This is a genomic window from Syntrophomonas sp. UBA1041 (assembly GCF_002316705.1).
Lineage (GTDB): Bacteria > Bacillota > Syntrophomonadia > Syntrophomonadales > Syntrophomonadaceae > DTU019.
Genome location: NZ_DCEA01000036.1, coordinates 26,580 through 49,038, shown reverse-complemented (window position 1 = coordinate 49,038; position 22,459 = coordinate 26,580). Strand labels below are relative to the sequence as shown.

Below are 22,459 nucleotides of genomic sequence, written 5' to 3'. Positions count from 1 at the left end.
ATTCTCTACTTGGCCGGTATGGCTCGAAGCTGGTTTTTGACCGCTTCGGTATTAACCACCATACCATCGCTGAGGCGTATGATACGCTGGCAGTGTTGTCCGATCTCGTTTTCATGAGTAACTATTACTATAGCAAGCTGTTGTTCACGGTGCAGGTTTTGCAGTAAAGCCATGATTTCGTGGCTAGTGCTGGTATCCAGTGCTCCGGTAGGCTCATCGGCAAGAATCAGTCTGGGCCGGTTGACCAAGGCGCGGGCGATGGCTACGCGCTGTTGCTGACCTCCCGATAGCTGATTGGGGCGGTGATGCTCCCTGCCCTTGAGCCCGACCAAGTTCAACATTTCTAAAGCCCGGCGCTGGCGTTCCCTGCTCTTTATCCCCGCATAGATCAGGGGCATAGTGACATTTTCCAGGGCTGAAGCCCTTCCTAAAAGGTTGAAGTTCTGAAATACGAAGCCGATGAGACGATTGCGCAGAAATGCCAATTGCTCTGGGGCCAGGGCCATCACCTCATAACCGGCCAGGGTATATGAACCGCTGTCGGGCTTATCCAGGCAGCCCAGGAGATTCATCAAAGTTGATTTCCCTGATCCGGAATAACCCATTATGGCAGTCATCTCATGTTCCCCGATGTCCAGCGTGATGCCGCGCAAAGCTCGTACCGGGGCCCCTGCTCCGTAATAGGTCTTAACGATTTCTTCCAGTTTAATTAATGGTTGATTCATGGCGGTCCCTCTTGTGAAAAAACGGCTAAGGGCGTATCATCACAGGCGCCCCCATTCCCGGGGCACTGCGGTTATCATTGTTCCTGGTTTGAGCCGAAGCAGCCGGATTGTCCCCGCTGGCGCTGCCGCCCAGCGATGAGCCGATGATGATTTGGTCACCTTCCTGCAAACCCTCTATGACCTCAATATTTTGGCTGTCGTTCAGCCCTGTGCTTATCGCTTTTTGGACCGGCTGGTTGTTCTCTAAAACCAGCACCACTTTTTGCTGGGCTTGGTCCGCCGCTGCGGTCTGCCTGGCTGCAATACCGCTGGCAGAGGCTGCAGATCTGCCGGCTGCCGCACCGCTCCTGACATAGGACTCCGCATAAGATACAGCCATCATGGGAATAGTCAGGACATCTTTTGACGCCGCTATGATGATATTGGCGTTTACCGACATCCCTGAGCGCAACAACCCCTCGCTGTTGTCGATGATGATAATTACCGGGTAGAAATTGACATTGCTGACGGTAGTAGCTTCCGGTGAGATCTTATCCAGCTTGCCGGTAAAAGTCCTATCAGTGTAAGTTCCGCTGGTGAATTCGACCTCCTGGCCGGGTTCGAGCCGGCCCACATCGACTTCGTTGACCAGGGCTTTGAGATAGAGTTCTTCGCTGATGAGGGTGATCAATGAGGCGCTGTTGGAAGAACCTCCACTGAGGCCGGCCTGGCTGTCCACAGTGCTGATGATGCCGGAGAATGGGGCAATCAATTTGGCGCTGCTCAATTCGTTGCGGTCCATTTCCAGTTTAGCCTGGCTGCTTTCCAACTGCGCCTGTGCTGAAGCCAGGTCCAATTCAGCCTGTTTATATCCGTCCAGGGCTTCGTTGAGGGCAGACTGGGAAATAAATCCCCCGTCAAAAAGCTCTTGTTGCTGCTCCAGTTTTGTTTTGGCCTGGTCCTCTTTTCGGGTGAGATTCTGAATTTGAATCTCCTGTTGAGAGAGGTTTATCTCTGATTGCCTTACCTGGGCCAAAAGAGAAGTATCATCTTGCTCTGCCAGAACCTGGCCCTTGCTTACCTTATCTCCGGGCTGCAGGGTGATGGATTTAACATCGCCGCTGTTCTTAAACTGTAATTCTGCTCTTTCGACCGGTTCGATGGTGCCGGTAGCCTGGACTACATCCATAATTGAGCCTCTTACCGCCGAAGCAGTCAGATAACCGGCTTCAGCCGGCTTATCCATTTGCCGGTAAACTAAAAAACCGGTTGCTGCTATGACCAGCAGCACACCTATAATAATAATTGGCTTTCTAGGTTTAAATGGCTGGGGCATTACAGTTTGGGGAAGGCTTTCGTTTTCAGTCATGGGAAATTTCACCTCACAGAACCTGATCATTCCATCTCCCATGTTAAAACCCCATTGTTGCAAAATTATAAGAAAAGTGTGTAAAAACTGTGGAATGAATAAGAAGTGCAAACCTAAGCCAGTTATAGGGGAGGGTTTTAAAAATGAGTTGTGTTGCCTGGAATAAGGGCAGCCCCCTTGAAGTTTCAAGGGGGCCTATGAATCTAGCGCATCAGAACGACATTGACCGCTTTGATGGCGACTGAGATGGTATCACCGATTTGATACTGCATTTCGTGAAGCTTTTGCAATGAAAGCATCGAAGTCAAACGCTGTTCACCGCAGCGAATGGTGACCAGAGCCATAACGTCTCCAGTACTTATCCGTTCGATCACACCTGTGAACCAGTTCATCAGCCCCAGGTTGGCAGGCAGGCTGTGCAGCTGGTCTTGCCGGTCGGCAGCATCGGAAAACACTATCTGGCCGACGCCATTCATGTCTTTGTAGGCGTCGCACTCCAGGGAGGTTTGACTGCACATACTTATTGAACAGGTGTTGCATCCCGGGATTTCTCTGTATTTGTCCCAGCCGAAACCTGCATAATAGGCCTTGCATTCGGCCTCGGTCTGTGTGCAGTATCCAAATACCTCACAACTGCCGCATTCTACGTATGTATCTCTCACTCAACTTTCCCCCTATAATTCTATGTCCCCAACACGTCTGTGCAGATGCTACTTAGCCCTCCTTTCGATTTATTGTGACAGGATAGTTCCAATTTCTATTGTACTACTACAAAAAATGCTTATAAATAAAAATGCATGGTATCACATCTATTAATTCCTTGGAATGGGAAAGAAAGGAAGCGTACATTATAGAACAGTATAATTGGCACGCACAATGGCGCCGTAACATATTTTTCAGGGGTTAGCGGTTGCCTTGGGGAGAGGGGTGGGAAGTGCCGGATTGTGGACTTTGGTGTACCTTGCCGCGGGCCAACGAGGCGAAAACACCGAACAATGACAAAACAGTGAAGGTGATAAATGAAGTTCTGAGGGTGTGGGTGATCGCCGTATGGCTGGCTGAGTTTAGAGGGGTTTGGCCAACATAGATAGAGATGATCAGAGTGGCAATGGCCATGCATACGGATTGCCCTACCAAACGCATGGTACCGATGGTTGATGATGCTATGCCATAGAAACGGGGTTCGACAGAACTCATGACCGCATTGGTATTAGGCGAGGAGAACAGGGCAAATCCAAGTCCGATCAAGGGCAGAATCACCATGACCAACCACAGCGAAGTATTTTCATTGATAAAGGCTAAAACCAGCAGACACAGGGTGTTGAGGGCCATTCCGCATGAGGCCACCAGACGCGGCTCGATACGGTCGGATAAGGTGCCTGCCATAGGTGAGAATACAGCCATCAAAACCGGCTGAATCAGCAGGATCAAGCCTGCCGTCTGGGTGTCCAGGCCTCTAACAATCTGCAGGTAGATCGAAAGCAAAAAGGTCAGGGCAAAGGTGCTGCTGTAATTGATCATGGCCGCCAGATTGGAGAAGGCAAAAGCTTGATTGTCCCTAAACAGGCGTATATTGAGAATTGGGGAAAGGCTCCTCAGCTCCACCCAGGCAAAAGCGCACAGTAATGCCACTCCCAAAATTGCCAGAGCCCCTGCCCAGGTCTCGGTGGTAATAGCGGAGAGGCCGTACAATAAGGAGATCAGTCCTAAACCGTAAAATAGGCTGCCCTTCCAATCGAAGTCTTCATTGGCAGCCCCCTGCCATTCACCGCTCAGGTGATGATATATCTGATAAGCGGCAACCAGGCCCAACAAGGCGGTTAAATAAAAAATGGTTCTCCATCCCAGGTGTTGGGTCAGAAAACCTCCCAGAGCCGGTCCCAGAGTCAATCCGGTATAGGTCAGGGAAACACTCCACCCCATGGCTTTGCCGCGCTGCTGAGGCGGGTATACTGAGGTCAAAATGGCCATGCCGGTTCCAAATATCATGGCAGCGGCTACACCCTGCAAGAGGCGCCAGAAAATCAAAGTTTCCATACTGTTGGCCAGTGTGCTCAAGAGGGTAAAAAGGGTATATAAGATTGTGCCTGCCAGGTAGTACTTGCGGCGTCCTTGAATATCGGCCAGGCGCCCTAACGGCAGCAGAAATGCCGCTGACGAAAGCAAATATGAGGCGACCACCCAGCTGGACATGGTGGCCGTGCTGGCATATTCCTGCACCATTACCGGCAGGGCCAGGTTTATCGCGCTGCCCATAAAGGCAACCATGAATGAGGTGGACATGACCGCGATCAGGGCGGCCTGTTCAATAGACCTCTTGGAATCCTTTGCCATAGATTGTACCCCGTTAATGAATGTGACCTATAATATTATACCTTTTATTAAGTATTGCAACAGTAAATGTCCACCATGAATCTTATGAAGATGTTAAACATTTTATTATTACTATGCTAGAATATATACGGCGGTCGCAGCCTACCCGCCTTAAAAAAACAAGGAGGTCTGTTATATGCAGCCTAAAAATGCCCCGATATCTGTCATGTTCTTGATTATTACCTGTCTGTTTATCACCTGCCTGTTAATTACCAATATTGTGGCGGGACGCCTGGTGGATCTGGGCGGCATGGTATTAACTGCCGATCTGTTTCTTTTTCCTGTAACTTATATCTTCGGAGATGTTCTCACCGAGGTGTATGGATTCAGGCGAGCTCGCATCACCATATGGCTGGGATTTGCGGCCAACCTTTTCATGGCTGTGTTTTTCATGGCTGTTGTCAGATTGCCCTGGCCGGAGTTTTGGGAGCAAGAACCGGCCTACCTCACCGTACTGGGTTTTGCCCCGCGGTTGGTTTTAGCCTCATTGCTGGCCTATTTTGTCGGAGAATTTTCCAATGCGGTTATACTGTCCCGTTTGAAGATCTTAACCAGCGGGCGCTGGCTGTGGACCCGCACCATTGGCTCAACCCTGGTTGGTCAGGCTCTGGACACCCTGATTTTTATGTCAGCAGCTTTTTATGGCTTGTATTCTGCTCCGATCTTTATGAGCATGGTGGCGGTTCAATACGGATGGAAAGTGGCTTACGAAGTTCTGGCTACCCCGTTTACCTATGCTTTGGTAGGATGGCTGAAAAAGCGCGAGGGAGAAGTCTTCGACAATGGAATAAGCTATAATCCGTTTGCGATCACAGTCAGATCCTCATCGCAATAAGCCGGGGGCTGCTGGCACAGCCCCCGGACCGTCGACAAAAGCGAATATCTGCGTTGCTCAATAGGCCCGCTCAATCAACGTACTATTTGTACGCCTCAATCGCGGGCCTATTTCGCGCCTTGCTCTTCGCTTCCGCCGTTCGCTCTGTCCGGCTGGTTGACTTTGTCAATAAGCCGGGGGGCTGTTAACACAGCCCCCCCATGGTTCTAAGCTATATCGAAATCATCGGTTTGCCTGGTTACCAGGCGAGCGCTCTTCTTGCTGTTCAGCGTACCATTATTGCCTACAAAAACGTCTTTTGTCACTAATGTGTCCATTACTGCCGAGATTTCTTGGGCTGTAGCTGCTGCTTTGGCTCCGGCGATGCGTATGGTATGATTCTTGTTCAAGCTGGTGTTAAAACCCATCTCAATAGTGCGTTCAATGGCCATTTTAATCCCTCCTTTGCAGAGCTGGTAAGCGGCTTAACCTTCTTCGGTCAGCTCGACGGTATTTACCCGCTGAACTGCCAGACAGGCGGATTCGTGCAGACTGATGATGCCTTCAGCCGCCTCAAAAACGTCCTCATCATTAGCCGAGTTTTTGAGGTTGCCGTACTGTCTTTTCCTGGTTACTTGCCGACCAAATTCATCCAAGCCAGCGTCCATGACTAAAACCAAATCACTGGCTACCGGCGTTGCCACAATTGCCATGAAAATCACCTCCTCCAAGTAATGGGAGCGATGCTCCTGCATCAATGTTAAGCTGAGATTCTCGTTAAGTCGAAGACGGGATCCCCATAAAATACCCCTGCAAGTCGAGGACGATGACCAGAGTCGGACAGAACGGCCCGGATGAAACCATATTCCGGGTTTTCCCGTCGTAATCGAACCTGCTTCCTTATCGACCCGGAAGTAAAAGGAATCGCCCGCCAGGATAGCGAAGTAGTGTTCAATTTTACATATAAGGAGTCGGCGCCATGAATAAGCCAAGCCATCAGATCGACCAGATAGTGCGCACCCTGGCAAACTCACCCAATACCGTGGTGGTCACCGGTGCAGGCATCAGCACCGAAGCGGGGATACCTGATTTTCGGGGTCAAAACGGAATTTATCGTCAATTGGGTGAAGACCGGGTTATGAGTATAATAAACATCGAAACTTTTAATAATAATCCCCGGCTGTTCTATGATTTCTATAACCAGCATTTTATTTTTCCTACCGTCGAGCCCAGCAAGGCCCATTATATGCTGGCTGAAATGGAGAAAAACGGCTTTATTAAAGGAATTGTCACGCAGAATATAGATGGGCTGCATGAGAAGGCTGGAAGCCGCCGGGTGGTGGCGGTTCATGGCAACAGCGAACGCTATGTTTGTACCAATCGGCATTGCGGGGAGCTTTTCAGCTGGGCTGGAGTACGCGAACAGGGCGTCATTATTCCCACCTGTGACCAGTGCGGTTCGATTTTAAAGCCGGACGTGATTCTTTTCGGTGAGCCTATCAAATCTTTTACCGATGCCCAGGATTTGATAATGGGGGCACGGACTTTGCTGGTTATCGGGTCGTCACTGACAGTATATCCTGTGGCAGGCTTTGTAAGGGCCTTCAGCACTTTTTATCAGGACTTGATCATAATAAACCGGGGACCAACCCAATTGGATCACGCTGCCCTGGTGAAAATCGACGGCCCCAATACCGGCGAGACTTTAGAAGAAATCAACCATTGCCTGAACCTGATAGGTTGACAAAGGCCAACGCCGCCAGGAAAAAAAACGGTTCATCCCTGTAAAGATGAACCATTTTGGCGGGATCAGGACAATCGATTAGTCCATGGGCCCGCCTTCCCAGTATTGCCGGATTTTGCGTAAGGCGTAGCCACCGAAAAACAATCCGTTGACAAAAGCCAAAGGAATGGCCATAGCCCCAAACCAATGGAATTTTTGTCTCAAGTCTTCTTTGCCGTCGGTAGTCCGGTATCTTGTCATATGCTTTCCCTCCTTCTAGAGTAGTTTAAGCATATGCAAGTGGTTTATTTCAGGATTTGTATGGCCTTACTTGTTCAATAAGGTGGGGATTACTTTTTTTAGCAACAAAAACAACAGCGTGCCGCCAAAAATAATAATCAGAAGCAGGGACACTATTTTAACAAACATGAAAAACCTCCGGCTTTTTTGTTAGCTTGCCGGAAAACGCGGTGAGATATGCGATAAATAGGTTTTGTTTGCGGGGATTATGCCAGGACGTATTCTCTTAAATTCAACTTATCAATGTCGTCGCCATTTAAGGCTCGAATGACCATAATAGTGGCAAATTGGGATAAATCGATCATATGAGTGCGGCTGAGGCGCCTTCCGGTGTTGTCCACAATGATGCGAATAACCGGACGGGTGGGTACAACTTTATTCACTTCCATAACTATGCCTATATAGCCGGTGCTGATTTCCACCAAACTCCCTACCGGATAAATGGCTATATTTGAAACCAAAGCAGTTACGAAGTTGGGATCCAGATAGACCCCGGACATACGCTCCAATATGGTTAAGGCTTGATTGACCGTGTAAGAAGGGCGATAAGGCCGATCAGCCAGCAATGCATCATAGACATCGGCCACAGCCACGATGCGTGCATATTCATGAATAGACTCGCCTCTCAGGCCGCGGGGATACCCCTGGCCATCCCAGCGCTCATGATGCTGAAAGGCTATGTGGGCGGAGAGCAGAGAAAGGTCGGCATAGTTCCTCAGCATTTCGAAGCCGTAGTTGGTATGACGCTTTATCTCATCGAATTCCTGACGGCTGAGGTCATCCGGTTTGTTGAGAATTTCTGAATCGATTTTGGTTTTGCCGATATCATGAAGCAGTGCGCCAACCCCGAGTTCAGTCAGCCGGGCTTTGTCAAAATGCAAAGTAATGCCGGTCATAATAGATAGAACGCATACATTTACCGAGTGGGCAAATAGATAGTCGTCAAAGGCGCGAATGTCAGTCAGTTGCACCAGAATATCGTCAGAGGCCAGCAACTCGTCAATGATACTGTTAACGATGCTAGCCACCCGGTTTATGTCAAGTTTGAGGTGATCATGCAGGTTTATAAAGCTCGCTTTGACCATTTCTATGGTTTCCAGACGAACCTTTTCCGGTATTACGTCCTCTGGCTCCACTGTCTCAGGCACGTATTGCTCACGAATATATACCGAAGCGATGCCCAGTTCATCCAGGCGTTTGATGGCGTCAACTGTCAGTACCATGCCTGCCTGGGCTAGAACATGGGCATTGCCGTAGTAAACGGAACGCGCTACCACCATGTTTGGTTTCAGGTGTTTGATCTTAATTCTTCTCAAAATACCACCCGATCAACAAAGAATGTCATTCTTCCCATTATTTCTTTATTACTGTTATACTTCCTGCCTGGACCAAGAAAAAAATTGCATAATACACAATAATTGCTCCTATTAAAGAATCATATGTTGAAAAATGACTGCGGCGGGGTTTGCCGGGATGGTTTGCCAATCACCCCGCGAAGTGTTAAATTACAATTACATTTATAGATGGTAAAGGAACCTGGCATGAGAAACCGCAAAGGATTACCCATTAATTATTTTAAGGATATTATCAGCGATCTCCGTCAATTGTCGGGAAGCAATGAAGGCCGTCTCTTTATGCTGGACTTATTCGAGGAGGTTCCGCATGAAACCCGGCCTTTAATCTTGGAGGGTTTGTCAGCTTTCCGCGAAGAGGCGGTCATAGAGTTTATCGAAGTGATAAAACTTGAGTTTGACAAGGAATATAAGCAATTATGCAACCGGGTTTTAGATAAAATGCACCTGGCGGGTATGCCCAGGTCAGTATTGGCCCCCTTTCAAGGGACATTTTACAAGGCCTATGCTTCCTGCACCAGGCATACCGGCCGGGTAACCCTGGACGTAGCCTGGAAAATCGGCCGAAAGAACTTGCATGTGGAATGCTTCTACCTTACTTTCAACAGCGACGGCATACATAGCTTCTTCCTGGTTGAAAATATGCTGCCGGCTCAGTATGACCGGGATCGCAAAAACCTGCCGGATATGACGGAAATCAGTTTGGATGAAGCCTGTTTCCTGGTCTCCCAGGCCTATCACCACAACCTCCGCCATATGAGCCGCCCGGCTCTGGGGCGCTTTCTGTATCAAAAGTATCTGTTTGAAAAAAGCGATCTCGGTTCTGAGCGCGAACGGAACCTGGTTCGCCTTCTGTCGGCGAAATTGAACCCACGCCAGCTGGTTAACAGCATATTTCACGCTTATAAATATCATGATTGGGATTATATTCTGTGCTTGCTCCGTGAAGCGGCATTTGGGCTTAAAACCGATTTTGAAATGGATGCGATCATGAACTCCGCGGCAATATTTATTGAGGGCGGAGCCTGCAAAGAGCAGGGCGATGTTGATAGACCCATTGTTGGGGCCTATTCCATCGTCATTGAAGCAGGGGAGTTCTATTACCGCGAATACCTGGTGGGGTTGATTAAAACAGAAGATAGCTGGTTGATCGAATCATTTGAAGAAACTTACAAAAATTGTTGCAGCACCAAGTATAATCCTTTTAGTGATCCCGCCTTTTGCCGGGTATATGAGATTATTGATCTGGAGCAGCTGCTTGCCAAACTGGATGACCTGGACGGGGTAAGGGAAGTTAAGGAACTGCCTGATGGAATGCATATGCGCCTGACTTATCGCGAAGAGGATTTTAACTGCGGGGTATCATTTATGAGCGGCGTAGTTGCCGACCTGGTAGTGAACGGGGATGAATTTGTGGTAATCTGCCAGGATGATGATAACCTAAACGGCCTCCATGATTTTCTGGAGGATGAGGTTAGTTGCGTTCTATTAAGAGAGGATTATCAGGTGAATGTGCTCACCGCCTTTCGTTATTTGGGCGGGCAGTATGTAAGCTTCGAAGATGTGCTTTTGGAACCGGGCAGTGAGGCGGCTTGTGATGACGGCATGCGCTTGATAAGCGCGCACTATCATATCAAGGACCGGCAAAGAGTCGTAGAAAGACTGGAAACCATGGGAAAAGACTTCTGTTTCCAGGGTAGAGATTTCCAGCTCTATTATCAGGTGGAGGCCTCTGCCCACGGACCGGCTTTTGAGGCTGAGTACATTATGGGGTCAAATTGGATAGCCGTTTCCACCTTTGGAGACAGTGACATGGCCCGGGTCAGACAGCAATTTGAAGCCGATATGTATGGGTGCCTGGAGTTCGATGGCATGGAGATCCGGGAAGATGGCATCTTCGATATACTTACGGCTGACCTGAAAAAAGCTTATCCTCAGCTTTCAGCCATACTGAAAGAACTATATTTAAACAAGTGGGTGCATTCTCACCTCAGCCTCTTACAGGGGATGAGCCCCTCCGAGGCCCGGCAGACCGAGGAGGGCAACCGTCTGTTGTGGGCTTTGTACAAGAAGATCAAGCGCAGGGAAGGGAACCGTCATCTAAGCGGAAAGCCTAACAATATCATACTGAAAGAATACATTCGCAAAATCGAGCAGAAATGACAGCTAATGCGACGTATACTATTGACAAACAGCGGTATGATTCAATATACTTGATGAATATTAAATAATGAATTAATCACACCGAGGAAGGGACTTGACACCTGAAATCACTTGATTACAGAGAAGCTGGCCATGTGCTGAAAGCCAGTATCAACATTTCTGGTGGTGATCATCCCGGAGGAGCAATCTGAAAGGCTTGCCTGAGTAGGTGCTGCCGGACGCAAAAGTCCGTTATCAAGACAGTGTGCCGGAAAGCACGCGCTGTAAGTGGTCGCATGGGCGACAAACAGGGTGGTACCGCGGGAGATTCCTCTCGTCCCTGACCGGGACGAGGGGATTTTTATATTCTTTTATAGCTTGCAAACAGAAACTTGTTGAGCAGGTTGGGCTATCTAAGGAAGGTGATCGGGGTGAAAAGCGACACAATTAAATTGGGGCTGGAAAAGGCTCCCCATCGATCTTTATTCAGGGCCATCGGCCTTAGCGATGAAGAGATCAAAAGACCTCTGATCGGCATAGTTAACTCGCACAATGATATCGTGCCAGGTCATATTAACTTGGACAAAATCGGGGAAGCGGTTAAAGCGGGAGTGCGCGTGGCAGGGGGAACTCCCCTGGAATTTCAGACCATAGCAGTCTGCGACGGCATCGCTATGAACCACCTGGGTATGAAGTATTCTCTGGGCAGCCGGGAGCTGATCGCCGATTCAGTGGAGATTATGGCTACCGCCCATGCCTTTGACGGACTGGTATTCATACCCAATTGCGATAAGGTGGTGCCGGGCATGCTGATGGCTGCGGCGCGTTTAAATATTCCCGCCATCTTTGTCAGCGGGGGCCCAATGCTGGCCGGCAGGTCAGGTGATAAAGGCCTGACCTTAACCCAGGTATTTGAGGGAGTAGGTGCGGCGGCTGCCGGAAAAATGACTCCTGAGGAGCTGGCCCGGTTGGAAGAGAGCGCCTGCCCTACCTGTGGTTCCTGTGCCGGGATGTTTACCGCCAATTCCATGAATTGTTTAACCGAGGCCCTGGGAATGGGCCTGCCAGGGAATGGCTCTATCCCCGCGGTTTATTCCGAGCGGATTCGATTGGCCAAAACCGCAGGCATGAAGATCATGACCCTGGTAGAAAAAGATATCAAACCCGGTGATATCCTGACTGAGGCGGCTTTCTCGAATGCCATGCGCCTGGATATGGCCATTGGCTGTTCAACCAATTCTGTCCTGCATTTGATGGCCATCGCTCACGAAGCGGGTGTATTTATAGATTTGAACCTTTTCAATGAAATCAGCGCTTCAACTCCTAATCTTTGCCGTCTGAGCCCCGCCGGGCATCACCATATGGAAGACCTCTACCAGGCCGGCGGCATTCAAGCCATGTTCAGTGAACTCGACAAAAAGGGCCTGATCGATAAAGAAGCCCTGACTGTTACCGGAACAGTTGTAGGAGACAACATCAAAGATGCCGCAGTGCGCAATTATGATGTGATCCGGTCCATAGACCAGCCCTACAGCCCCAGCGGCGGTTTGGCCATGCTTTTTGGCAATTTGGCGCCAGAGGGGGCCGTGGTCAAAAAGAGCGCAGTGGCTGAAGAGATGATGCGGCATACGGGACCAGCCCGGGTATTCGACTCTGAAGAACAAGCCGTAGCGGCTATTCTCAATCAGAAAATTGTACCCGGAGATGTTATTGTCATTCGCTACGAAGGCCCCAAAGGCGGACCAGGTATGAGAGAAATGCTGACTCCAACCTCGGCAATTGCCGGTATGGGTTTGGATAAGGAGGTGGCATTAATTACCGATGGGCGATTTTCCGGGGCTACCCGGGGAGCATCCATTGGGCACGTATCCCCTGAAGCAGCTTCAGGGGGCTTGATTGGCCTGATTGAAGAAGGCGATCTAATCGAGATCGATATACCTGGGTGCCGACTACAACTGCTAGTAGACGACGGCATTATCGAAAAGAGGAGCAGCCTCTGGAGAGAGCCGGAGCCCCGAATAAAAAAAGGTTATATGAAACGATATGCTCAATTGGTACAATCAGCCAGTACAGGAGCCATATTTAAAGAATGATTTCAATATGGCAAGCGTAATAAAACCGGCGGGCCAAGAGCCCGCCTTTGCTTTATAACTGGCTGGGCGCTTTTGTATCATAAACGTGAGGTTTAAGCGGGAGTTGGAAGAATTTACGGAGGTGATTTTATGAATTGTAAAGGTGCTGAAATCCTGATTAATAGTCTTAAGGAACAAGGGGTGGACACCATCTTCGGCTACCCCGGTGGGGTTGTTCTACCTATATATGATGTCCTCTATGATTCTGATATCAAACATATTTTGGCCCGGCACGAACAGGGCGCTGCTCACGCCGCTGACGGATATGCCCGGGCCTCTGGGAAAACCGGGGTGTGTATCGCCACCTCGGGGCCCGGCGCCACTAATCTGGTTACCGGAATTGCCACCGCCAATATGGATTCAATCCCCATGGTCTTTTTCACCGGGCAGGTGGCGTCACACCTCATCGGCCGGGATGCTTTTCAGGAAGCCGACATAACCGGCATCACCCTGCCTATCACCAAACACAACTACCTGGTTGAACGCACCGAGGATGTGGAGCAGGTAGTAAAAGAGGCCTTCTACATTGCCAGAACTAACCGGCCCGGTCCGGTAGTGGTCGACTTGCCCAAGGACATCATGGATAAGAGCATTGACTTTACTAGCGACAAATCAGAGGTTTTCATCCATAGCTACCGGGTGATGAAAGGCTTTAACGCCGGACAGGTGATTAACGCGGTGGAACTGATCAAACAGGCTCAGCGTCCGGTAATCTATGCCGGCGGCGGGGTTATCATCTCCGAAGCGTCGGAAGAACTCAGGGAACTGGCGGAAAAGCGTAAAATACCAGTCACTACTACCTTGATGGGTATGGGGGCTTTCCCCGGCAACAATTATCTGGCCTTGGGCATGCTGGGCATGCATGGCACCAAATACGCCAATTATGCGGTGTCAGAATCAGATCTTTTGATAGCCGTAGGGGTGCGCTTTGACGACCGGGTCACCGGGAAGATCGAAGCCTTTGCCCCGCACGCCAAGGTGATCCACATCGATATTGATGCTGCCGAGATCGGCAAAAATGTGGCGGTTGACATACCTATCGTGGGACAGGTAAAAGAGGTTTTGCAGGCCATTAACCAGCGCTTGGAAGCTGTTGAAGAGCTGAGCGAATGGCATCATACCATCGATCGATGGAAACTGGAGTATCCCCTGCGCTATCCGGCTTCATGTGAAGGACGCATCATGCCGCAGCATGTCATCGAGAGCATTTACGATATGACTCAAGGCGATGCCGTCATCACCACCGAAGTAGGTCAGCATCAGATGTGGGCGGCTCAATACTATAAATTCAAAAACCCCAGAAGCTTTATCAGCTCAGGGGGACTCGGCACTATGGGCTATGGATTTCCGGCCGCCATCGGCGCCAAAATAGCCCGCCCAGACATGACCGTGATCGATATCGCCGGAGACGGCAGCATTCAGATGAATATTCAGGAACTGGGCACCGCCATGCAGTATAAAGTACCGGTGATTGTTTGTATTCTCAACAATCAATATCTGGGTATGGTCAGGCAATGGCAAGGCCTGTTTTATAAAAAGCGTTATTCTAATACCGATATCAGCCTGCAGCCTGACTTTGTTAAAGTGGCCGAGGCCTACGGAGCGGTGGGTATGCGGGTGACTGAGACCGATCAGGTCAAAGATGCTTTAAGGGAAGCCATGAAGGTGGGAGATCGTCCCGTCTTTATCGATTTCGTGGTGGAAAGGGAAGCCGATGTCTACCCCATGGTGGCCCCGGGAGAATCCCTCATTAATATGATCGGGGGTGACGAATAATGAAGCATACACTGGCGGTTACAGTCGACAATAAACCCGGGGTCCTGACCCGGGTGACCACCATGTTCCGCAGAAGGGGTTTCAATATCGATAGCCTCACCGTAGGGGCCACCGAGAATCCTACCATTTCACGGATGACGATCGTGGTGGAGGGCGACGACCAGATTATCGAGCAGGTCACCAAGCAGCTTTACAAACTGGTCAATGTGATTAAAATTGTGGATGTTACCAATGAACGGGCGGTAGAACGCGAATTAGTACTTATCAAAGTCAAGGCCGATGCCAGCGTGCGCGCTGAAGTCATGCAGATCGTGGAGATATTCCGCGCCCGCATCGTAGATATCGGCAAAAATAACTTAATTATTGAAGTAACCGGGGATTCCGCCAAAATTGACGCTATAGAAGAAGCCCTGCGGCCTTTCGGCATCTCCGAGCTGGTGCGTACCGGCAAGATCGCCATGCTGCGGGGGGGGTGCAAAGGATAAAAAAAGATATTTGGGTTATGCTGGTAGCAGATGCTGACCCCCGGTACAGCCGGGGGTAGACATAATAATAAGGAGGATGTTGACAATGGCTAAAATGTTTTATGATGCTGACGCCAACCTGGATCTGCTTAGAGGGAAAACCGTGGCTGTGATGGGTTTCGGTTCCCAGGGCCATGCCCAGGCTCAGAACCTGCATGAGAGTGGAGTCAACGTGGTGGTGGGGCTGCGCAAGCCCTTTGACGATTTTACCGAAGAAGAATGGAACAAAGTCATTGCCGCCGGAATTCAGCCTCTGACCGTTTCGGAAGCGGCTCAGGCAGCAGATATTATTCAGGTGCTTCTTCCTGACGAAACTCAGGCCAGGGTTTATAATGAACAGATTAAGCCCCACCTCACCGAAAGCAATGCCCTGGGCTTCTCGCACGGCTTTAACATTCATTTCGGCCAGATTGTTCCGCCTGCCTTTATCGATGTTTTCATGGTGGCCCCCAAAAGCCCGGGCCATCTAGTAAGAAGGATGTACACCAAAGGCGCCGGAGTACCGGGCTTGGTTGCCGTTCAGCAGGATTACAGCGGAAAAGCCAGAGACCTGGCCCTGGCCTATGCCTGTGGAATAGGCTGCACCCGGGCTGGCGTTATTGAAACCAGCTTTAAGGAAGAAACGGAAACCGATTTGTTCGGCGAACAGTGTGTACTTTGCGGCGGGGTGACCCAACTGGTCAAGACTGGATTCGAAACCCTGGTTGAAGCCGGTTACCAGCCGGAGATAGCCTATTTCGAATGCATGCATGAGCTAAAACTGATCGTGGATCTGATGTATGAAGGCGGCATGGGCTATATGCGTTATTCCATAAGTGATACCGCCGAATGGGGCGACTATACTAAAGGACCGGATGTCGTCGGCCCTGAAGCCCGCCAGGCTATGCAGCAGGCCTTAACAGACATTCAGGAAGGCCGTTTCGCCAAGAACTGGCTGCTGGAGAACCAGGTGGGCAGACCGCAGTTTAATGCCCTTAAACGCCGCAACCGTGAACACCTCATCGAAGAGGTGGGAGAAAAATTGCGGGCTATGATGCCCTGGCTGAAAGAGACCAAATAGAGGTTCAAATATTTATATAATCGGGGGGTGCAGGATGTCTGCCAAAGATCGTATTTACCTGTTTGACACTACGCTCCGGGATGGGGAGCAATCTCCGGGGGTGAGCCTGAATGTGGAGGAAAAGCTGGAGATAGCTCATCAGCTGGCCCGGCTGGGTGTCGATATTATCGAAGCCGGCTTTCCCATAGCTTCACCAGGCGACTTTGACGCGGTAAAGGCCATAGCCCGTGCGGTCAAAGGCGCGGTAATCGCCGGGTTGTGCCGTGCCAACCGGGAGGATATCGACAGGACCTGGGAGGCCGTTAAAGACGCCGAAACTCCCCGTATACATACTTTTCTGGCTACTTCTCCCATACATCTGAAATATAAGCTCAAGAAATCCCGGGAAGAGGTTCTGGTTCAAGCGGTTGAGGCCGTCAAGTATGCCAAGAAGTTTTGCCATGATGTGGAATTCTCCGCAGAAGACGCCTCCCGCAGCGATATGGATTTTCTGGCCCGGGTTACAGAGAACGTAATTGCCGCAGGCGCCACCGTTGTCAACCTCCCCGACACTGTAGGCTATGGCATCCCCGAGGAATTCGGGCGCTTCATTAAAGAGCTCATGAGCCGGGTGAAAAACGTGGATGAAGCCATTATCAGCGTTCATTGTCATGACGATTTGGGTCTGGCGGTGGCAAATTCCATGGCGGGAATCCTGAATGGGGCCCGCCAGGTGGAGTGTGCCGTGAACGGTATCGGGGAGAGGGCCGGAAATGCCGCCCTGGAAGAAATCATAATGGCCTTGTACACCCGCTATGATTACCTGAAAAAGACCACCGGGATCAATCATGGGGAGATTTATCGCACCAGTCGTTTGGTGAGCAGTTTGACCGGCATGCAGGTTCAGCCCAATAAGGCCATAGTGGGGAAAAATGCCTTTGCCCATGAGTCTGGTATCCATCAGGACGGCATGCTCAAGGAGAGAACTACTTATGAAATCATGAGCCCGGAATTGATCGGAGTAAGCCAGAGCCAGCTGGTTTTGGGCAAACACTCGGGGCGCCACGCCTTTAAAGAGCACATGGAATCTCTGGGCTACACTTTGAATGATGAGGAATTGGCCCGGGCTTTCAATGGTTTCAAGATAATCGCCGACAAAAAGAAACAGGTCACCAATGATGATCTGGAGGCTCTGGTCAAGGACAAAGTCTATGCTATTCCGGAAAGATTCAGCCTGGAATACCTGCATGTGGTCAGCGGCAGCACGGTATTGCCTACCGCCACCGTGAGTTTGAAAATCGAAGACAAGGTATTCGATGCCGCCGCTACCGGGGACGGCCCGGTAGACGCCGCCTGCCGGGCAGTGGATAAGATCACTGACCATTATGGCAAAATGCTGGACTATAAACTCAGCGCGGTGGGCGGGGGTAAAGACGCCCTGGGTGAAGTGGTGTCCCACATTCAAATTGACGGCAAGGTATATAATGGCCGGGGCCTCAGTACCGATATCATTGAAGCCAGTGTCAAATCATACATAAACGCTATAAACAAGCATTATTACGAGGTACAAAGACGAGATAAGGAAATCTAGCCTCCAGGAAAGGAAGACCTCAAGATATGGGAATGACGATAACACAAAAGATCCTGGCTGACCATGCCGGAAAAAAGGCGGTGGAAGCGGGTGAACTGATCAACTGCCGGGTCGATGTCGTCCTGGGCAATGACGTCACTGCTCCGGTGGCTATTTCCGAATTTGAAAAGCTGGGAAAAGAAGAAGTATATGACCGGGAAAAGATTGTGCTGGTTCCCGACCACTTCGCACCCAACAAGGATATTAAATCCGCCGAGCAGTGCAAAATCATGCGTGAATTCGCCCGGGCCAAAGGGATAAAAAATTACTTTGAAATCGGGCAGATGGGTATTGAGCATTGCCTGCTGCCGGAGCAGGGCCTGGTGCTGCCCGGCGATGTCATAATCGGAGCCGACTCGCACACCTGCACCTACGGCGCCCTAGGCGCATTCGCGACCGGAGTGGGATCCACTGATATGGCTGCGGCCATGGCCACCGGGGAAGCCTGGTTTAAAGTGCCGGAAACAATCAAATTCGTATATTATGGCAAGCTTCCCGCCTGGGTGGGAGGCAAGGACTTGATCCTCCACACCATAGGGGATATCGGTGTGGACGGGGCCCGCTATATGGCTATGGAGTTCTGCGGTGAGGCCATCTCCTCATTATCAATGGACAACCGTTTTACGATGGCCAACATGGCTATTGAAGCAGGCGGGAAAAATGGCATCATCGTCCCGGACGACGTCACTGCGGAATATATAAAAAACCGGGCCCGGCGGCCTTACCGCTTCTATCAGTCTGACGACGACGCCCTTTATTATGAGATAAGGGAATATGACGTTTCCGCCCTGGAACCGGTAGTGGCTTTTCCGCATCTGCCTGAGAACACCAGAAAAGTAAGCGAGGCCCAGGGAGTGAAAATTGATCAGGTAGTGATCGGGTCATGCACCAACGGGCGTCTGGAAGACCTGGAGATCGCGGCCCGAATCTTGAAAGGCAAAAAAGTGCATCCTGAAATGCGGGTCATCGTCTTTCCGGGTACGCAGCAGATTCTGTTGGAAGCGATGCGCCGCGGTTATATCGAGACCTTTATCGAAGCCGGAGCTGTTGTCAGCACACCTACCTGCGGACCGTGCCTGGGAGGCCATATGGGAATTCTTGCTAAAGGGGAGCGCGCCCTGGCAACCACCAACCGCAACTTCGTAGGCCGCATGGGGCACCCTCAGAGTGAGGTATATCTGGCCAGTCCGGCGGTTGCTGCAGCCAGCGCCATCACCGGGGAAATAACCCCGCCCTGGCAAGTCTGATCTGTTTCAACTCAACAGGAAGATAACAAAAGAGGTGTGACAAATGAAATATACAGGCAAGATTTATAAATTCGGCCCTGATGTGGATACCGATGCCATCATTCCGGCCAGATACCTGAATACTTTCGATCCGCTGGAACTGGCCCAACACTGTATGGAAGACGCTGATCCCACCTTTCCGTCCAAGGTGAAGCCCGGTGATATAATCGTTGCCGACAAAAACTTCGGATGCGGCAGTTCCCGTGAGCATGCCCCTATCGCCATCAAGGGAGCCGGGGTCTCCTGTGTGGTGGCCCGCTCTTTTGCGCGTATATTTTATCGCAACAGCATCAATATCGGGCTGCCTATTTTGGAATGCGAGGAAGCCTTTGATGGAATGGAGGAGGGAGACCAGATCGAAGTGGATCTGGAAACCGGCCACATCACCAATTTAAGAAGCGGCATCTCTTATCAAGCCCAGCCTTTCCCGCCCTTCATGCAGGAGATTATGGCCCAAGGCGGCCTCATCAATTACGTAAAAGAGAAAGCCCGAACTGAGTAATTATCGATTTAGTCTGTAGATGATACATGAAAGGAACGGATCTGAATGTATAGAATAGCGGTTTTGCCCGGTGACGGCATCGGAGTGGAAATTGTTCCCCAGGCGGTTAAGACCCTGGAAGCCGTCGCGGCTCGTTATGGTCACCAGTTTGAATTTAAAGAAGCCCTGGTGGGAGGGGCCGCCTATGATGCCGTCGGCCATCCCCTGCCGGCGGAGACCCTGGCCTTGTGCAAGTCTTCTGATGCGGTTCTCCTGGGGGCTATCGGGGGGCCTAAATGGGATCAGCTGCCTGTTGAACTGCGCCCGGAGATCGGGGCGTTATTGCCCTTGCGCAAGGAACTGGAACTGTTCGCCAACCTCAGGCCCTGCATCCTTTTCCCCGGTCTGCTGCAGGCTTCTACATTAAAGGAGGAGGTCATCAGTGGGGTCGATATCCTGGTGATCCGTGAACTCACCGGCGGTTTGTATTTCGGGGAAAAGAAACGCGAAATGACTGCCGATGGCGGCCAGCAGGCTACCGACATCCTCACTTATTCCACTTATGAGATCGAACGCATCGTCAGATTCGCTTATCAGGCGGCCCGGCAGCGCCGGGGGCAGTTGTGTTCGGTGGATAAAGCCAATGTATTGGAATCATCCCGCCTGTGGCGGGAGGTGGTAAGCCAGTTGGCCCGGGAGTATCCGGATGTGGAAACCACCCATATGTACGTAGATAATTGCTCTATGCAGTTAATCCGTTATCCCCGTCAGTTTGACGTCATTGTCACCGAGAATATGTTTGGGGACATTTTAACTGACGAAGCATCCATGCTGACCGGTTCCATCGGGATGCTTCCCAGCGCGTCGATTGGCGGAGCGGTGGGACTTTATGAACCTTCTCACGGCAGCGCGCCGGATATAGCCGGACAGAACAAGGCTAATCCTTTGGCCACCATACTTTCAGCCGCTATGATGCTGCGTTACTCATTCGGTCTTGCTGAAGAGGCTCAGACTGTGGAAGCCGCGGTGCGCAGCGTGTTGCAGGACGGCTACCGCACTCCCGACTTAATTCAGGCCAGCCTGAATGATGCCGGAATCAAAGCAGCCGACACCGTAACCATGGGCGACCTGGTCGCAGAGCGTATCACTGCTCAATAATAAGTAATGGAATATTTGATGAGGAGGATTTTGAAATTGGGGATAAAACGCGGGTAGCCGTATATGACACCACCTTGAGGGACGGCGCTCAGGGGGAAGGCATCTCCCTTACCGTCGATGACAAGTTAAAGATCGCTGCCAAGCTGGACTATCTGGGCATTGCTTATATCGAAGGCGGCTGGCCGGTAAGCAATCCCAAGGATATGGAGTTTTTCAGCCGTATCCAGGAGATCAAGCTCAATAATTCGAGAATTACAGCTTTCAGCGCCACCCGCAAGCCCGGCGTGGCCGTAACCTCGGACAATAACATCAAAGCGGTTTTGGACTCAGGGGTCAAAACCGCGACTATTTTCGGCAAAACCTGGGATTTCCACGTTATCAAAGCATTGGAAACCAGTTTGGACGAAAACCTCAATATGATCAGGGACAGTATTGGCTACCTGGCCAGCCAGGGCCTGGAAGTCATATTTGACGCCGAGCATTTTTTTGATGGATACAAGGATAATCGTGATTACGCGCTGCAGGTCCTGGAAAGAGCGGCCCAGGCCGGGGCGGTATGCCTGGTGTTGTGCGACACCAACGGGGGCACCATGCCCTGGGAAACCAGCTTGATTGTAGAAGACGTCAGGCAGCACTTCGATATACCTCTGGGGATTCATGTGCATAACGACTCGGGTCTGGCGGCAGCCAACACCCTTATGGCAGTGAAAGCCGGGGCGTCCCACGTTCAGGGGACTATTAACGGCTACGGGGAGCGCTGCGGAAATGTGGACCTGTGTACGGTAATACCCAGCCTGGAGCTTAAAATGGGTTATCGTGCCGTCCCGGCAGGAAACCTGAGAAGATTGACGGAAGTATCGCGTTATATCAGTGAGATTGCCAATATGCCTCATCATAACGATCAGCCCTATGTAGGACACGGGGCCTTTGCGCATAAAGGGGGCATTCATGTCAGCGCCATGTTAAAGGATACCCTGACCTACGAGCACGTCAATCCCGAGGATATTGGCAACCATCGCCGGGTTCTGGTTTCCGAGCTTTCTGGTTTATCCAACCTGTTGTATAAAGCCAAAGAATTCAATATCGATGTCAATGCTTACGACAGTGAAACCCGCAAGGTGATCCGGCAGATTAAAGAACTTGAAAACCAGGGTTTCCAGTATGAAGGCGCGGACGCCTCTCTGGAGCTGTTATTGCGCAAAGCTTTCAGCCAATTCACCGACTATTTCCAGTTAAAAAACCTCAAAGTCATCCTAGAGAAAAATGAGGAAGACCAAACCACCTCTGAAGCGATGGTTAAGATTGAAGTCGGCAGTCAGGTTTACCACACCGCAGCCGACGGGGACGGCCCGGTCAACGCCCTCGATAATGCCCTGCGCAAAGCATTGAACGAGGTTTATCCGGCTATCAAAGATATGCACCTGACCGATTACAAAGTCAGGGTATTGGATGGCAGTGAGGCTACTGCAGCCAGGGTCCGGGTTCTGATAGAAACCGCAGACGGCACTGATAAGTGGAGTACGGTGGGAGTGTCGGAAAACATAATCGAAGCTTCCTTTCAAGCCCTGGTTGACAGCATCAACTACATGCTGTTAAAGCGGGGAAAATAATAAGCCTGGTCATTCAACTAGGGGTGTCGGGGGGACGGGGTTGTTG

20 protein-coding genes are annotated in these 22,459 nt (G+C 50.7%); 12 read left to right on the top strand and 8 right to left on the bottom strand.

Annotation, left to right across the window (positions count from 1 at the left end; all coding sequences use genetic code 11):
• Positions 1-5 precede the first annotated feature (5 nt).
• The 4 genes from B2633_RS06090 to B2633_RS06075 all read right to left on the bottom strand — a co-directional run bounded on the left by B2633_RS06090 (position 6) and on the right by B2633_RS06075 (position 4,407).
• Positions 6-725: an ABC transporter ATP-binding protein gene (locus B2633_RS06090; protein WP_483169767.1), complete on the bottom strand. Its 720-nt coding sequence runs from the start codon at positions 723-725 to the stop codon at positions 6-8.
• 25 nt (positions 726-750) lie between these two features.
• A complete protein-coding gene (locus B2633_RS06085) occupies positions 751-2,115 on the bottom strand; it encodes an efflux RND transporter periplasmic adaptor subunit (protein WP_483169766.1) in 1,365 nt (454 codons plus the stop codon).
• A 161-nt stretch (positions 2,116-2,276) separates the two neighbouring features.
• Positions 2,277-2,735, bottom strand: a complete 459-nt coding sequence (locus tag B2633_RS06080; protein ID WP_483169765.1) for a TOBE domain-containing protein — start codon at positions 2,733-2,735, stop codon at positions 2,277-2,279.
• A 241-nt stretch (positions 2,736-2,976) separates the two neighbouring features.
• A complete protein-coding gene (locus B2633_RS06075) occupies positions 2,977-4,407 on the bottom strand; it encodes an MFS transporter (RefSeq protein ID WP_483169764.1) in 1,431 nt (476 codons plus the stop codon).
• Between the two features lie 175 nt (positions 4,408-4,582).
• Between B2633_RS06075 and B2633_RS06070 the strand changes: the two genes are divergently transcribed.
• Positions 4,583-5,281, top strand: a complete 699-nt coding sequence (locus B2633_RS06070) for a queuosine precursor transporter (RefSeq protein WP_483169763.1) — start codon at positions 4,583-4,585, stop codon at positions 5,279-5,281.
• Between the two features lie 206 nt (positions 5,282-5,487).
• On the opposite strand, the gene B2633_RS06065 is transcribed toward B2633_RS06070, so the two are convergent.
• On the bottom strand, positions 5,488-5,712 hold the full coding sequence (locus B2633_RS06065; protein ID WP_483169762.1) for a DUF2922 domain-containing protein: 225 nt from the start codon (positions 5,710-5,712) through the stop codon (positions 5,488-5,490).
• A 33-nt stretch (positions 5,713-5,745) separates the two neighbouring features.
• Positions 5,746-5,973, bottom strand: a complete 228-nt coding sequence (locus tag B2633_RS06060) for a DUF1659 domain-containing protein (RefSeq protein ID WP_483169761.1) — start codon at positions 5,971-5,973, stop codon at positions 5,746-5,748.
• A 266-nt stretch (positions 5,974-6,239) separates the two neighbouring features.
• Between B2633_RS06060 and B2633_RS06055 the strand changes: the two genes are divergently transcribed.
• Complete coding sequence (locus tag B2633_RS06055) at positions 6,240-7,004, top strand: SIR2 family NAD-dependent protein deacylase (protein ID WP_481042719.1); 765 nt, start codon at positions 6,240-6,242, stop codon at positions 7,002-7,004.
• A 78-nt stretch (positions 7,005-7,082) separates the two neighbouring features.
• Here B2633_RS06055 and B2633_RS06050 read toward each other — a convergent pair whose 3' ends face one another.
• Both B2633_RS06050 and B2633_RS06045 read right to left on the bottom strand, forming a co-directional pair.
• The gene (locus B2633_RS06050) at positions 7,083-7,244 is read right to left on the bottom strand and encodes a hypothetical protein (protein ID WP_483169760.1); all 162 of its coding nucleotides are present in this window, start codon (positions 7,242-7,244) and stop codon (positions 7,083-7,085) included.
• Positions 7,245-7,489: 245 nt separating this feature from the next.
• The gene (locus B2633_RS06045; RefSeq protein WP_483169759.1) at positions 7,490-8,599 is read right to left on the bottom strand and encodes an HD-GYP domain-containing protein; all 1,110 of its coding nucleotides are present in this window, start codon (positions 8,597-8,599) and stop codon (positions 7,490-7,492) included.
• Between the two features lie 225 nt (positions 8,600-8,824).
• On the opposite strand from B2633_RS06045, the gene B2633_RS06040 reads away from it, so the two are divergent.
• The 10 genes from B2633_RS06040 to cimA all read left to right on the top strand — a co-directional run bounded on the left by B2633_RS06040 (position 8,825) and on the right by cimA (position 22,413).
• A complete protein-coding gene (locus tag B2633_RS06040; RefSeq protein WP_483169758.1) occupies positions 8,825-10,798 on the top strand; it encodes a hypothetical protein in 1,974 nt (657 codons plus the stop codon).
• A gap of 410 nt (positions 10,799-11,208) precedes the next feature.
• A complete protein-coding gene (ilvD, locus tag B2633_RS06035) occupies positions 11,209-12,870 on the top strand; it encodes a dihydroxy-acid dehydratase (protein WP_483169757.1) in 1,662 nt (553 codons plus the stop codon).
• A 129-nt stretch (positions 12,871-12,999) separates the two neighbouring features.
• Positions 13,000-14,685, top strand: a complete 1,686-nt coding sequence (gene ilvB, locus B2633_RS06030; RefSeq protein WP_483169756.1) for a biosynthetic-type acetolactate synthase large subunit — start codon at positions 13,000-13,002, stop codon at positions 14,683-14,685.
• A complete protein-coding gene (ilvN, locus tag B2633_RS06025; protein ID WP_481042731.1) occupies positions 14,685-15,170 on the top strand; it encodes an acetolactate synthase small subunit in 486 nt (161 codons plus the stop codon). Before ilvB ends, ilvN begins: the two co-directional genes overlap by 1 nt.
• A gap of 85 nt (positions 15,171-15,255) precedes the next feature.
• Positions 15,256-16,269, top strand: a complete 1,014-nt coding sequence (gene ilvC, locus B2633_RS06020; RefSeq protein WP_483169755.1) for a ketol-acid reductoisomerase — start codon at positions 15,256-15,258, stop codon at positions 16,267-16,269.
• A 34-nt stretch (positions 16,270-16,303) separates the two neighbouring features.
• The gene (locus B2633_RS06015; protein WP_481042735.1) at positions 16,304-17,839 is read left to right on the top strand and encodes a 2-isopropylmalate synthase; all 1,536 of its coding nucleotides are present in this window, start codon (positions 16,304-16,306) and stop codon (positions 17,837-17,839) included.
• A 26-nt stretch (positions 17,840-17,865) separates the two neighbouring features.
• The gene (leuC, locus tag B2633_RS06010; protein WP_483169754.1) at positions 17,866-19,125 is read left to right on the top strand and encodes a 3-isopropylmalate dehydratase large subunit; all 1,260 of its coding nucleotides are present in this window, start codon (positions 17,866-17,868) and stop codon (positions 19,123-19,125) included.
• A 43-nt stretch (positions 19,126-19,168) separates the two neighbouring features.
• A complete protein-coding gene (gene leuD / locus B2633_RS06005; RefSeq protein WP_483169753.1) occupies positions 19,169-19,666 on the top strand; it encodes a 3-isopropylmalate dehydratase small subunit in 498 nt (165 codons plus the stop codon).
• Positions 19,667-19,711: 45 nt separating this feature from the next.
• Positions 19,712-20,803, top strand: coding sequence for a 3-isopropylmalate dehydrogenase (leuB, locus tag B2633_RS06000; RefSeq protein ID WP_483169752.1), 1,092 nt, complete (start codon positions 19,712-19,714; stop codon positions 20,801-20,803).
• Positions 20,800-22,413, top strand: coding sequence for a citramalate synthase (cimA, locus tag B2633_RS05995; RefSeq protein ID WP_483169786.1), 1,614 nt, complete (start codon positions 20,800-20,802; stop codon positions 22,411-22,413). Before leuB ends, cimA begins: the two co-directional genes overlap by 4 nt.
• The last annotated feature ends 46 nt before the right edge of the window (positions 22,414-22,459 follow it).